This is a genomic window from Devosia sp. (genome assembly GCF_036676215.1).
Lineage (GTDB): Bacteria > Pseudomonadota > Alphaproteobacteria > Rhizobiales > Devosiaceae > Devosia.
In genome coordinates this window covers 1-12,547 of sequence record NZ_JAKFDJ010000044.1, presented here as the reverse complement: position 1 = coordinate 12,547, position 12,547 = coordinate 1, and the positions used below count along the sequence as shown (strand labels likewise).

12 protein-coding genes are annotated in these 12,547 nt (G+C 63.8%); 9 read left to right on the top strand and 3 right to left on the bottom strand.

Features of this window, described 5'->3' with window-relative positions; genetic code table 11:
* Positions 1-252: 252 nt before the first annotated feature.
* From V6M52_RS03610 to V6M52_RS03590, 5 genes are all read left to right on the top strand, one after another.
* Positions 253-1,257, top strand: coding sequence for an ABC transporter permease (locus V6M52_RS03610; RefSeq protein WP_332699518.1), 1,005 nt, complete (start codon positions 253-255; stop codon positions 1,255-1,257).
* A gap of 6 nt (positions 1,258-1,263) precedes the next feature.
* Positions 1,264-2,121 carry an ABC transporter permease gene (locus V6M52_RS03605; RefSeq protein ID WP_332687858.1) on the top strand — a complete coding sequence of 286 codons (858 nt, stop codon included), beginning with the start codon at positions 1,264-1,266 and terminating at the stop codon, positions 2,119-2,121.
* Positions 2,122-2,320: 199 nt separating this feature from the next.
* On the top strand, positions 2,321-3,349 hold the full coding sequence (locus V6M52_RS03600; protein WP_332699515.1) for an ABC transporter ATP-binding protein: 1,029 nt from the start codon (positions 2,321-2,323) through the stop codon (positions 3,347-3,349).
* A complete protein-coding gene (locus V6M52_RS03595; protein ID WP_332699512.1) occupies positions 3,346-4,260 on the top strand; it encodes an ABC transporter ATP-binding protein in 915 nt (304 codons plus the stop codon). The genes V6M52_RS03600 and V6M52_RS03595 overlap by 4 nt, the downstream gene beginning before the upstream one ends.
* Entirely contained in the window at positions 4,260-5,210 is a 951-nt protein-coding gene (locus V6M52_RS03590; RefSeq protein WP_332699509.1) for a hypothetical protein, read from the top strand. The genes V6M52_RS03595 and V6M52_RS03590 overlap by 1 nt, the downstream gene beginning before the upstream one ends.
* Before the next feature lie 67 nt (positions 5,211-5,277).
* Here V6M52_RS03590 and V6M52_RS03585 read toward each other — a convergent pair whose 3' ends face one another.
* From V6M52_RS03585 to V6M52_RS03575, 3 genes are all read right to left on the bottom strand, one after another.
* Positions 5,278-6,378: a Xaa-Pro peptidase family protein gene (locus V6M52_RS03585; RefSeq protein WP_332699506.1), complete on the bottom strand. Its 1,101-nt coding sequence runs from the start codon at positions 6,376-6,378 to the stop codon at positions 5,278-5,280.
* Positions 6,379-6,693: 315 nt separating this feature from the next.
* Positions 6,694-8,283, bottom strand: a complete 1,590-nt coding sequence (locus V6M52_RS03580) for an ABC transporter substrate-binding protein (RefSeq protein WP_332699503.1) — start codon at positions 8,281-8,283, stop codon at positions 6,694-6,696.
* The gene (locus V6M52_RS03575) at positions 8,280-8,960 is read right to left on the bottom strand and encodes a helix-turn-helix domain-containing protein (RefSeq protein WP_332687525.1); all 681 of its coding nucleotides are present in this window, start codon (positions 8,958-8,960) and stop codon (positions 8,280-8,282) included. The genes V6M52_RS03580 and V6M52_RS03575 overlap by 4 nt, the downstream gene beginning before the upstream one ends.
* A gap of 247 nt (positions 8,961-9,207) precedes the next feature.
* Here V6M52_RS03575 and V6M52_RS03570 point away from each other — a divergent pair, with 247 nt between their 5' ends.
* From V6M52_RS03570 to V6M52_RS03555, 4 genes are all read left to right on the top strand, one after another.
* Entirely contained in the window at positions 9,208-10,164 is a 957-nt protein-coding gene (locus V6M52_RS03570; RefSeq protein ID WP_332699584.1) for an ABC transporter permease, read from the top strand.
* A 75-nt stretch (positions 10,165-10,239) separates the two neighbouring features.
* Positions 10,240-11,139: an ABC transporter permease gene (locus V6M52_RS03565; protein ID WP_332687547.1), complete on the top strand. Its 900-nt coding sequence runs from the start codon at positions 10,240-10,242 to the stop codon at positions 11,137-11,139.
* A complete protein-coding gene (locus V6M52_RS03560; RefSeq protein WP_332687546.1) occupies positions 11,139-11,972 on the top strand; it encodes an ABC transporter ATP-binding protein in 834 nt (277 codons plus the stop codon). The genes V6M52_RS03565 and V6M52_RS03560 overlap by 1 nt, the downstream gene beginning before the upstream one ends.
* Positions 11,969-12,547: ABC transporter ATP-binding protein (locus V6M52_RS03555; protein ID WP_332699500.1), on the top strand; the 579-nt coding region annotated here is incomplete at its 3' end. The genes V6M52_RS03560 and V6M52_RS03555, both read left to right, overlap by 4 nt.

Below are 12,547 nucleotides of genomic sequence, written 5' to 3'. Positions count from 1 at the left end.
CCCTCCTTCTCCCCTTGAGGGAGAAGGTGCCCGAAGGGCGGATGAGGGGTAGCTTCCACATGCATCCAAGCATGGGCGAGCGCGGCACCCCTCACCCTGGCCTTCCGCTGAACGCGTCAGGCCGTCCCTCTCCCTCAAGGGGAGAGGGGAAGAGCGCGAGTGGACAGTCTGGGCCACTCGGCCATAGGCCTCGTGGCCTTCTCACCTCAAATCGCTCCACCGGAGCGATTTGCCCAAGGGACGGTTCGAAGTATGCATAGTTACTTGTGGTTTATCGGGAAGCGCGCGCTGCAAATGTTGGCGGTGATCTTCTGCGGCATTTCGGCGACGTTCCTGGTCACGCATCTGTCGCCGATAGATCCGGTCGAGCAGGTGCTCGGGCGCCTGTCGGCCCGCTCGAACCTGTCGCCGGAAGCCATTGCCGCGACACGGGCGGCGCTGACGGAGATGTATGGTACGGGCCAGCCCATCCTGACGCAGTATTTCAACTTCTGGACGCGGCTGCTGCGAGGCGATCTCGGCCCGTCGCTGATGGCCTTCCCTACCCCGGCCATGACGCTGGTGACACGAGCCATGCCCTGGACGCTGGGGCTATTGATATCGGCAACGCTGATCACCTTCGTGATCGGCAACCTGCTGGGCGCGCTGGCCGGCTACAACCAGAACAACCGCTTCTTCAAGGCCTTCGGCATCCTGGCCATGGGCATTCAGCCAATCCCCTATTATGTGGTGGCGTTCATCCTGCTCATCATCTTCGGCTTCCTGTGGCCGGTGCTGCCCATTTCGGGGGGCTTTGCCATGGATGTGACGCCGGGGATGAACTGGCCCTTCATCAGCTCGGTGCTGCAGCACGCCATCCTGCCGGCCACATCGGTGATCTTGGTGGGCTTCGGCGGCTGGTTTATCGGCATGCGGGCGCTGGTCTCCAATATCGTCAATGATGACTATGTCACCTATGCCGAGCTAGCCGGGGTGGACAAGAAAACCATCGTGGGCGGCTATGTGATCCGCAATGCCGTGGTGCCGCAGTTGACGGCGCTGGCCATGGCGCTGGGCGGGGTGTTTTCCGGCACGGTCATCACCGAGCAGGTGTTCAACTATCCGGGCCTCGGATCGCTGTTGATCGATGCGGTGAACTGGGGCGATTATTCGCTGGTGCTGGCGGTTTCGACCGTCTCGATCACGGCAGTTGCGGTGGCGATCTTCATCGTCGACCTGCTGCATCCCCTGCTCGATCCACGCGTACGGGCGGAGTAAGACGCCATGTTTACCGTTTTCCGCGACCTCGTCCGCTACAATGCCGAATTCGCCATCGGGCTGGTTCTCTTTGGCATCGTGGCCATCTTCTCCAGCCTGAGCTTCTTCGCGCCAGTCGATCCGTCGCTGATCTACATGACCATTCCCGACCAGCCGCCATCGGGGCAATTCTGGTTTGGCACCAATTCGCGCGGCCAGGACATGTTCTGGCAGCTTTCGGCGGCGTTCAAGAACAGTTTGATCTTCGGCATTACCGTGGCCGTGCTGAGCCGCATCATCTCGATCACGGTGGGACTGACGGCAGGCTATGTCGGTGGCTGGGTCGACCGGGTGCTGATGTTCATCAACGACATCTTCGTCTCGGTGCCGATCTTTCCAATCCTGGTGCTGTTCTATTTCGTGCTGCGCAGCAATATGGACAGCTTCACGCTGGCGCTGATCATGGCGGCCTTCGGCTGGCCATTCGACGCGCGACTGATCCGCTCGGTCGCCATCGGGCTCAAGCATCGCGAATTCACCCGGCATGCGGTGTTTGCCGGCATGAGCACGCGCAAGGTGCTGCTGGAAGAGCACCTGCCCTATGTGATGCCCATCGTGTTCGCGACCTTCATGAACAACATGCTGTGGTCGATCGGGCTGGAGGTGACGCTGGCGGTGCTTGGCTTCACCAATATCAACCAGCCTACCATCGGCACGGTGCTCTACTGGGCCAACAGCCATTCGGCCATGGTGGTGGGCGTGTGGTGGTGGATCGTCATCCCGGTCATCCTGATCGTCATGGCCTTTCTGGGACTGTTCCTGCTGGCGGTGAGCATGAATGAATATATCGACCCGCGCAGCCGGCTGCAGAGGATGGGCGCATGAGGGGTCTGGAGCATGATGGCATGACAAGCGCCGGGCGGCACCTCCCCCTTGACGGGGGAGGCTGGGAGGGGGTGCGGGAGCCCGGATACCGGGGCCAAACCACCCCCACCCTTGATCCCTCCCCACAAGGGGGAGGGTGTCGACTGAAACATCACCGCCCGACAAGCTCGGTGCACAGTGCTTGCGGGGAGTCTAGCCAATGACCCAGGATCTTCTGACTGTCGACGGCCTCAAGGCCTATTATCAGATGAGCCATTTCGGCGTGAACCGCGAGGTGCGGGCGGTCGACGACATCACCATGACCATCCGCAAGAACGAGGTCTATGGCATTGCCGGGGAGAGCTCGTCGGGCAAGACGAGCTTTATCAAGGTGCTGGCAGCCGCGATAAGGCCGCCGATGCGGATCGTCGCCGGGTCGGTGAAGTATGACTTCAAGAGCGGCCCGATCGACGTGACCACGGCAACGGAAGCCGAGATCGAGGCGGTGCGCTGGCGGCGGCTGAGCTACATCATGCAGGGCTCGATGAGCGTGCTCAACCCGGTGCGGCGGATCGGCAGGACCTTCGAGGACTTCGCCAAGCGCCCGCTGGGGCTGAGCGGGGACGCCTATCGGCAGCGCATATTGGGGCACCTGGAACGGCTGAAGCTGCCGGCGGATGTGCTGCGCGCCTATCCACATGAGCTGAGCGGGGGCATGCGGCAGCGGGTGACCATCGGGCTAGCGACGGTGTGCCACCCCGAATTCGTCATCGCCGACGAGCCGACGACGGCGCTCGACGTGGTGGTGCAGAAGGAAGTGCTGGGGCTGATCCGCGAAATCCAGCAGGACATGGGGTCGTCGGTGGTCTTCGTCACCCACGACATGAGCGTACATGCCAACATGGCTGACCGCGTGGGCATCATCTATGCCGGGCGGCTGGTTGAGGAAGGGCCGACGCGCCAGATATTCTTCGCGCCCAAGCATCCCTATACGGCGCATCTGGTGGCGAGCCTGCCGCGCATCGGCGACACGACGCAGCGCCCGGCGCTGGAAGGGCGGCCGCCGAGCCTGGCCAATCCGCCCAATGGCTGCCGGTTTCACCCGCGCTGCCCGCTGGCCATCGACAAATGCAAGACCGACGTGCCGCCGCTCGAAACAGTGGGCACCGACCATCGGACGGCCTGCTGGCGGTGGCGCGACGTGGCACCGCTGGTGGCACCGACGCGCATGGTGGAGGCCATGGCATGAGCGACCTTCTCGACGTCACAAACGTCTCCAAACGTTTTTCCATGGGCGGGGTGCTGTCGCGCAAGACCGTGGAGGCCGTGCAGGATGCCAGCCTGTCGCTGAGCGCGGAAACGCCGGAGATCTTCACCATTATCGGGGAGAGCGGCTCGGGCAAGACGACGCTGGCGCGCATGATCCTGGGGCTGGAGCTGCCGAGCAGCGGCGAGATCAGCTTTCGCGGCAAGACGGTGAGCCATCGGGTCGGGCGGCAGGAGCGGCTGGAATTCATGGCCAATGTGCAGCCGGTGTTCCAGAACCCGTTCGAGGCATTCAATCCGCTGAAGCGCATCGACCGTTATCTCGAGTCGACGGCGAAGCGGTTTTTGAAGCTCAGTCATCGGGACGAGCTCGATGGCGCGATGGATGTGGCGCTGCAGAAGGTGGGGCTGAGCCTGGCCGAGGTGAAGGGCCGCTATCCGCACGAGATGAGCGGCGGGCAATTGCAGCGCGCGGCGATCGCGCGGGCGCTGATCCCCAATCCGCCGCTGCTGGTGGCGGACGAGCCGGTGAGCATGGTGGATGCGAGCCTGCGGATGAGCATCGTCAACCTGCTGAAGAGCCTGCGCGACGATCTGGGCGTTTCGGTCATCTACATCACGCATGACCTGGCGACGGCCTATTACATTTCCAACCGGCTGATCATCATGCAGCGCGGGCGGATCGTGGAAATGGGCGATGCACGCACGGTGCTGGACAATCCCGAGCACCCCTATTCGCGGCTGCTCAAGGCGAGCGTGCTGAGTACCGAGGACGCGGGGGCCGGGAAGCTGGCGACCGATCCGGGGATGGTGGCGCTGGCGGGGGAGCTGGTGGGTCGGGCAGGCAGGCTGGTGGATCGCCCGGATGGACGGATGGTGCGGGTTTACGGCTGATGAGCGCACCGATCTATCGCGATCCGATTGCCGACGGGGCGGCGGACCCGACTGTCATCCGCAAGCAGGGCACTGACGAGTGGTGGATGTTCTACACGAACCGGCAACCTGCGGCTGAGGGGCCCAATTTTACCTGGATCCATGGGTCGCCAATTGGAGTCGCGGTGAGCACGGATGACGGGGCGAGCTGGCAGTATCGCGGGACGGTGGCGGGGCTGGATGACCCGAAGGATGCGGGACAGCGCAATACGCACTGGGCGCCGGAAGTGATCTGGGCCGAGGGGCAGTATCACATGTGGCTGAGCTATATTCCGGGCGTGCCGGACAATTGGCCGGGCGTGCCGCGGACGATTACGCATTTCACCAGTCCCGATCTCGAGACCTGGACGCGGGTGGGGCCGCTGAGCCTCAACGGGCCACGGGTGATCGATGCCTGCGTGCTCAAGTGCCCCGATGGGCTGTGGCGCATGTGGTACAAGGACGAGGATGCCGGCTCGAGCACGTGGAGCGCGGTGAGTACGGACCTGTTCGACTGGCGGCAGGAGGGGCTGGTGCTGCCCGGCTCCCCCGATGCGCCGCCGCATGAAGGACCCAATGTGTTCGTGCTGGGCGGCTGGCACTGGCTGATCGTCGATGAATGGCGCGGACAGGGCGTTTATCGATCGGACGATGCGGTGAACTGGGTCCGGCAGGGGCTGATCGCCGATCAGCCGGGGGCGGACCCGATGGACCGGCGGTTTGCGCGGCATGCCGATGTGGTGGTCGTGGGCGGACATGCGGCCATGTATTATTTCACCCATCCGGAATGGGACGAAACACGGGACAAGGCGGGGCCGCCGGATGTGGCGGCGCGCAAGACCGCGGTGCATCATGGGCGGTTGACCGTGGTGGATGGGGTGCTGGTGTTCGAGCGGGATGTGGCGGCTGGGGTGCCGCTGCTAAGGGCCTGAGATTTAGCGGAAGGCCCCGTCACCCGGCGCTGCGCGCCGATCTCTCGCCCAGGGGGAGAGGCGAAGGTCAGCCACCTGATATGGCGGCGCGGGGCATGTCGGAGAGGATTTCGGCTACCCCGTTTCGGATGATGACGATCTCCTCGAGCCGCAGGCCGAAGCGGCCCTGCAGGTAGATGCCGGGCTCGATGGAGAAGACCATGCCCTCTTCCAGCACGGTGTTGCTGGTGGCGGTGATGTAGGGCGTTTCGTGCACATCGATGCCCAGGCCATGACCGGTGCGGTGGAGGAAATTGGGGCCGTAGCCGGCCTCGGTGATGACGTCGCGGGCGGCCTTGTCGACGGCGCTGGCCGGAACCCCCGGTTTGGCGGCGGCGATGGCGGCGGTGACGGCGCGGTCGAGGATGGCGTGGATCTCGTCAAAGCCTTGCGGCTTGCTGCCGAAATAGCCAACGCGGGTCATATCGGAGGGATAGCCGTGAATGCGGCCGCCGGTGTCGATCAGCACGGCATCGCGATCCATGAGGCGGGTGTCGCCGGTGTGGTGATGCGGGAAGGCGCCGTTGGGGCCGAAGCAGACCGAGCAGAATTCGGTGGTGGCGCCATTGGCCTTGTAGAAATCGCGGATGACCGTGGCGACTTCGAATTCGGTGATGCCGGGGCGAAGCGCGGCGAAGCCCGCGGCCATGGCGGCATCGTTGAGCACGGCACTCTGCTTGAGCGCATCGTATTCCGCGTCGTCCTTACGGGAGCGCAGATAGCCGACCGTGTCCTGGGTGAAGCGGCGGCGGGCGGCGGGCAGCGCGTCGAGCACCAGCAGGGCAAAATCGGTGCGCATGGTCTCGTCGAGGACGATGGAGGGCCCGGTACGCGTGACGCCGGTGGCGGCAAGCAGGTCCTTGAGGGCCGCGTCGGGCCCGTCGGCATCGGCCCAGGGGAAGAAGGGCAGATCGGTGTGCTGGCGGGCGCTGTCGACATTGAGCGCGGGCATGAGGAAGCCGGCGAAGGTCGGCGACACCATCAGCAGGACGGGACGCTCATCGCCGTGGGGCGAGAGGTCGGCCATGTAGAGCATGTGGCTGGAGGGGCCGAGGACCACGAGATCGGTATTGGTTTGGGCCATGCGGGCGCGAAGGTTGGCCAGGCGGGTGGTGAGGGTGGGGTTCATGGTGGGCTCGGGTGGTTGAAGGAAAGAAAGATACCCCCACCTAGCCTCCCCCTGAAAAAGGGGGAGGGACAGGCTGGTGGGTGGGCGAGATGTCGCCGCGACCACAAGGCGGTTCCTCCCCCTATTAGGGGGAGGCTAGGAGGGGGTATTCGAAGGTCAGGGCGGACGAGGAAACCCCCTCATCCGCCCTTCGGGCACCTTCTCCCACGAGGGGAGAAGGGAGAGGCGTGGTGTGACTGACTGCCATTCGGGCATAGCCCTCATGGCCTTCTCGCCTAAAATCGCTCCACTGGAGCGATTTTGCCTATGGCCGGCTCAAAGCTTGGTGACCAGGCGGTAGTAGACGAAGTCGGACGTCGCGCCGTTGACGTAGCCTTCGACATTGTTGGCCATGGCGATGGTCAAAGCGGCCTGGAACATGATGACGATTGGGGAGGAAGCCTGGGCTTCCTTCTGGATCTCGACATAGAGTTCGTTGCGCTTGGCCTGATCGCCTTCGGCCAGGGCCGCGGTGACCTTGGCGTTCAGCTCTTCGGGGACAGCCCAGGCGTTCCGCCAGGTGGTGGTTGCCGTGTAGTTGTCGTCGGAATTGTCCGAATTGTAGGCGAAGGCCTTGGCGTTGGAGTGCGGGTCCATGAAGTCCGGGCCCCAATAGAGCAGCATGGCCTGATGCGTGCGCTCACGATACTTGGTGATGACCTGGGCGCCGGTGCCGGGCAGGATTTCGAAGTTGATGCCGGCCTCGGCGAAGGTGGCCTGCAGCGACTGGGCCATGTCGGTGAACGGGGTCGAGTTGATCACGTCCAGGGTCACATCGATCGGCGTGGTGATGCCGGCGTCGGCCAGGATCTGCTTGGCCTTCTCGACGTCATAGGTGAACGGGGTCTCGTCATAGGAGCCCGGGAAGCCCTTGGGCCAGAAGGCCTGGTGCTTTTCCATCTGGCCGGCGAGGAAGGACTGGGTCATCCCGTCATAATCGACGAGGTAACGGGCAGCTTCCCAGACGGCCGGAGGGGTCAGCGATTCCGTCTTCTGGTTGAAGGACAGGAAGTGGACGGCGGCCTGCGGATAGGTCTCGACCTTGACGGTGTCAGCCGGCAGGCCGGCGATCTGGTCGGGGGTCAGGTTCTTGGCGATATCGACGTCGCCCGAAGTCAGCAGCAGCTGCTGGGTGGCGGCTTCGGCAACGTGGCGGATGATGACCGACTTCATGGCGGGGGCGCCGCGGAAGTAGTTTTCGTTGGCGGTGAGGCGAACGATTTCGGCCGGGCGGTAGTCTTCCATCACGAAGGGGCCGGAGCCGGCCGAATGCGTGTTGAGCCAGGCATTGCCCCAATCGCCAGCGGTCTCATTGGCCATGACGGTGACTTCGTCGACGATGGAGGCCGGGCGGGCCGCCAGCACGTTGAGCACGAAGGCGGAGGCGAAATCGCCATCCCACTGCACCACGACCTTGCCATCGACGATGGTGACCATGGAGTCGATGTTTTCCGGGGTCCAGCCAAGCTGGGTCAGGATGAAGGCCGGGGTCAGGTTGAGGGTGACGACGCGCTTGAAGGAAAAGAGCACGTCTTCGGGGCGGACCGGGTTGCCCGAGGCAAAGGTCGCGCCGTCACGCAGGGTGAAAGTGATGGTCTTGGCGGCTTCGTCGGCCACCCATTCGGAAGCGAGACCGCCGACAAGTGCGGTGGTGTCCTCGGCTTCGTACTGGACCAGACGATCATAGACGTTGGTGTTGATCTCGCCGGAGGTGAATTCATAGGCCTGAGCGGGATCGAGCGCGACGATGTCGTCGATGTTCTGGGCAATGACCAGGGCATCGGCAGGCGTGGCGGCATAGACGGCGCCGGCCGCCAGTGGCAGCGAAAGCGCAGTCGCCAGCAAGGCGGCGCGAAGCATCTTCATGAGCGTTTCTCCGTAGGTTTGACGATCTTCTTGTTCTTCACCGGCTTGGGGCCGGGTTTTGCAACCGCCGCGACCTGCCGCGAGGGCTTGGCCGAGGAGCGGAATAGAGTGAGCGTGCCGGTCCAGAGCAGGCGCGCGGGCTGGTCGGTGTGGTTGGACCAGGAATGGGGGCGATTGCCGCGGAAATGCAGGCTATCGCCGGCGCTCATCACCATCTCGTCGCCGTCGAGGCGCTGGGTGATGGAGCCTTCGAGCACGTAAAGGATTTCCTCGCCCTCATGCGCCACCGTTTCGGAGCTGTAGCCGGGCGGCACGGTCATCACGAAGCTGGAGAGCATGTTGCCGGGAAAATCGGTGCCGAGGCGCTCATAGATGATGGACGAGCCATCAAGGGAAAAGCGATTGCGCTGGCCGGCGCGGGTGAGCGCGGCCTGGGCTGTGGGGGCGGAGACGAAGTAGTCGATGCCGACGCCTAAAGCGCGGGCAATGCTGGCCAGTGTGCCCAGCGAAGGGGTGGCGTGGTCGCGCTCGACCTGGCTGAGATAGCCGACCGAGACCTCGGCCGATTTGCCAAGCGCCTCGAGCGTCATGTGCTGCTGGCGGCGGCGCGCACGGATCAGCGCACCCACCTTGGGATGCCCCTCCTGTTCCGACTTTGTCAGTACGGCGCCTGCCATCGGGTCCACCATAATTTTTTTGATATAAGCAAAGTTTTCTGTATGATGAAAGCGAAATGTGAAGCCCTTCACGGTCTGCGAGAGAGTCATTTCGCAGGCGTAGCTCTTTGTTTTGTAAAGAGGATTTTGCGTGACCCTGGAGCCGCAAATTGTTGTCGCCCCTGCCCCGCCTTCGCGCACGGGGCGCCGATGGGGACGTGGCGTTTCAGCGGTCCTTGGCTTCGCAGCGACGGTTTTCCTCACCTTTCTGGGTCTATTGGCGATCACCTTTTTCATCGGCAGGGTGATCCCGATCGACCCGGTGCTGGCGGTGGTGGGCGACCGGGCCAGCAATGCCGTCTATGAAGCGGCGCGGGTGCAGATGGGGCTGGACCAGCCGCTGCCGGTGCAGTTCTTCCACTATGTGGTCAATGTGTTTTCGGGCGATCTCGGGCGGTCGGTGAGCACCGGCCGCGCGGTGGTCGATGATCTCAGCCGGTTCTTTCCGGCAACGCTGGAAATGGCGACCATCGGCATCATTATCGGCGTGGCCATCGGCGTGCCGCTCGGGGTGATCGCGGCGAGCCGGCAGGGCTCGGTGATCGACCAGGTGATCCGCGTGGTGGGTCTGCTGGGCTATTCGATGCCGGCCTTCTGGCTGGGGCTGGTGGGGCTGGCGCTGTTCTATGCGCGGCTGCGCTGGGTGGGCGGTCCGGGGCGGCTGGATATTTTCTACGATGGGCTGGTGAGCCCGGTGACCGGACTGTTGCTGGTGGACAGCCTGCTGGCGGGCGAAGTCGACATCTTCTGGAATGCGGTGACCCATCTGGTCCTGCCGGCCTCGGTGCTGGGGTTTTTCAGCCTGGCCTATATTGCGCGAATGACGCGCAGCTTCATGCTCGACCAGCTGAGCCAGGAATTCGTGACCACGGCACGCGTCAAGGGCGTGCCTGAGCGGGTGGTGATCTGGCGGCATGCGTTCAATCCTATCCGCGTTCCCCTCATTACGGTGATCGGGCTGAGCTATGCGGGGCTGCTGGAGGGATCGGTGATGATCGAGACGGTATTTTCGTGGCCGGGGATCGGCAATTACCTGACCACGGCTTTGCTCAATGCCGACATGAACGCGGTGCTCGGCTCGACGCTGGTGATCGGGGCGGTGTTCATTTTCATCAACAAGATAAGCGACGTGCTGTATCGCGTGCTGGATCCGAGGGCGCGGTGATGGACTTTGTGATGGTTGAAGGCCCCCTCACCCGGCGCTGCGCGCCGACCTCTCCCCCAAGGGAGAGGTGAAGAAATGACCACACGCGACTGGCTGCTTGAAGACTCCCCGACCTCGCGCTGGCAGGCCAATGCCGGGCGGGCTTATCGGGTGTTCACGGCGCTGCTGCGCAATCCATTATCGGTGGTGGGCGGGGTAATCATTCTCGTGCTGATCCTGACGGCGATCTTTGCGCCGTGGCTGGCCCCCTACTCCGCCACCGGACAGGATCTGGCGAACCGGCTGGCGCCGCCGTCGGGCACGCACTGGATGGGCACCGACGAGCTGGGGCGGGATATCTTTTCGCGGGTGATCTGGGGATCGCAGATCACGCTGACCATTGTGGGCCTCGTGGCGCTGATCTCGGCACCGCTGGGATTGTTGGTCGGTGCCATTTCCGGCTATTTCGGCGGCTGGACCGACCGGGTGCTGATGGGCTTTACCGACATCTTCCTGTCCATGCCCAAGCTGATCCTGGCGCTGGCTTTCGTCGCGGCTTTGGGGCCGGGCATCAACAATGCGATCATCGCCATCGCCATCACCTCGTGGCCGGCCTATGCGCGTATCGCGCGGGCGGAGACGCTGACCATCCGCCATGCGGAATTCATTCAGGCGGTGCAGTTGCAGGGGGCGAGGCCGATCCGGGTGATCGTGCAGCATGTGCTGCCGCTCTGTACCTCCTCGATGATCATCCGCGTAACGCTGGATATGGCCGGGGTGATCCTGACCGCGGCCGGCTTGGGCTTTATCGGGCTGGGCGCGCAGCCGCCACTGCCGGAATGGGGCGCGATGATTTCGCGGGGGCGGACGTTCATTCTCGACCAGTGGTGGGTGGCGACAATGCCGGGCTTTGCCATCATCGTGGTCAGCCTGGGGTTCTGTTTCCTCGGCGATGGTTTGCGGGACGTGCTTGATCCCAAGAGCGAGGGCAAGTGATGGCGCCTATGCTGGAGGTAAAGAATCTGCGCGTGAGCTTTCCCACCCATCGCGGACGGGTGGAGGTGGTGAAGGGGATTTCGTTCGATCTCGGGCGGGAACGCTTGGGGATCGTGGGCGAGAGCGGGTCGGGCAAGTCGATGACGGGCCGGGCGATATTGAAGCTCATCCGCAAGCCGGGATTGGTGACGGCTGACAAGCTGGCGTTTGAGGGGGTGGATATCCTCGACCAGAGCGAAAAGCAGATGCGGGCCATTCGTGGCGCGCGCATTTCCATGGTGATGCAGGACCCCAAGTTTTCGCTCAATCCGGTGATGACGGTGGGCGAGCAGATCGCCGAAGCGCTGGTGACGCATGAAAAGCTGCCGCGGCGCGCGGTGAATGAGCGGATTCTGAGCATGCTCGAGGCGGTGCGGATTGATGATCCGAAGCGTGTGGCGGGGCTTTATCCGCATGAGGTTTCGGGCGGCATGGGGCAGCGGGTGATGATCGCCATGATGCTGATCCCCGAGCCGGAACTGCTGATCGCGGACGAACCGACTTCGGCGCTGGATGTGAGCGTGCAGGCGCAGGTGCTCGACATCATCGATGATCTGGTGACGACCAAGGGGATGGGGCTGATCCTGATCAGCCACGACCTCAATCTGGTCAGCCGCTATTGCGACCGCATCCTGGTGATGAATTCGGGCGTTGTGGTGGAGGAATGCGCGGCGGGGCAGCTCGACCGGGCGCGGCATCCCTATACGCGGGGGCTGCTGGCGGCGATGCCGACCATCGATGAGAGCCGGGACGAATTGCCGGTGCTCGACCGTAGCCAATGGGCGGGCACATGAGCGCGATCGAACTCAAGGACCTCGATATTTCCTACGGCGACACCAAGGTGGTGCATGGGGTCAATCTCGACATTGCCGAGGGCGAGAGCTTTGCGCTGGTGGGCGAGAGCGGCTCGGGGAAATCCACTATATTGCGGGCCATTGCCGGACTGGCGCCGGACTGGACGGGTGAGATTGCCGTGCTGGGCCAGGCGCGCAGCCATGGGGTGGACCGGGCAGTGGCGCGGCAGGTGCAGATGGTGTTTCAGGACCCCTATGGGTCGCTGCATCCGCGCAAGACGATCGACGCGACGCTGAGCGAACCGCTGACCATTCATGGCGTCGGCAATCAGGGTGAGCGGGTCGAGGCGATGCTCAAGGCGGTGGGGCTGGACCAGAGGTTCCGGTTCCGGTTTCCGCACCAGCTGTCGGGCGGGCAGCGGCAGCGCGTGGCGATTGCGCGGGCGCTGATGCTGGAGCCCAAGGTGCTGCTGCTGGATGAACCGACTTCGGCGCTGGACGTATCAGTGCAGGCGGAAATCCTCAACCTGCTCAAGCGTTTGCGGCGGGAACAGGGGCTGACGTATCTGCTGGTG

What these genes read in the sequence shown, in the direction of transcription:
- V6M52_RS03610 (WP_332699518.1), top strand. Translation starts at nt 253, where the DNA reads ATGCATAGTTACTTGTGGTTTATCGGGAAGCGCGCGCTGCAAATGTTG.
- V6M52_RS03565 (WP_332687547.1), top strand. Translation starts at nt 10,240, where the DNA reads ATGACCACACGCGACTGGCTGCTTGAAGACTCCCCGACCTCGCGCTGG.
- V6M52_RS03575 (WP_332687525.1), bottom strand. Translation starts at nt 8,960, where the DNA reads ATGGCAGGCGCCGTACTGACAAAGTCGGAACAGGAGGGGCATCCCAAG.
- V6M52_RS03600 (WP_332699515.1), top strand. Translation starts at nt 2,321, where the DNA reads ATGACCCAGGATCTTCTGACTGTCGACGGCCTCAAGGCCTATTATCAG.
- V6M52_RS03585 (WP_332699506.1), bottom strand. Translation starts at nt 6,378, where the DNA reads ATGAACCCCACCCTCACCACCCGCCTGGCCAACCTTCGCGCCCGCATG.
- V6M52_RS03560 (WP_332687546.1), top strand. Translation starts at nt 11,139, where the DNA reads ATGGCGCCTATGCTGGAGGTAAAGAATCTGCGCGTGAGCTTTCCCACC.
- V6M52_RS03580 (WP_332699503.1), bottom strand. Translation starts at nt 8,283, where the DNA reads ATGAAGATGCTTCGCGCCGCCTTGCTGGCGACTGCGCTTTCGCTGCCA.
- V6M52_RS03595 (WP_332699512.1), top strand. Translation starts at nt 3,346, where the DNA reads ATGAGCGACCTTCTCGACGTCACAAACGTCTCCAAACGTTTTTCCATG.
- V6M52_RS03590 (WP_332699509.1), top strand. Translation starts at nt 4,260, where the DNA reads ATGAGCGCACCGATCTATCGCGATCCGATTGCCGACGGGGCGGCGGAC.
- V6M52_RS03605 (WP_332687858.1), top strand. Translation starts at nt 1,264, where the DNA reads ATGTTTACCGTTTTCCGCGACCTCGTCCGCTACAATGCCGAATTCGCC.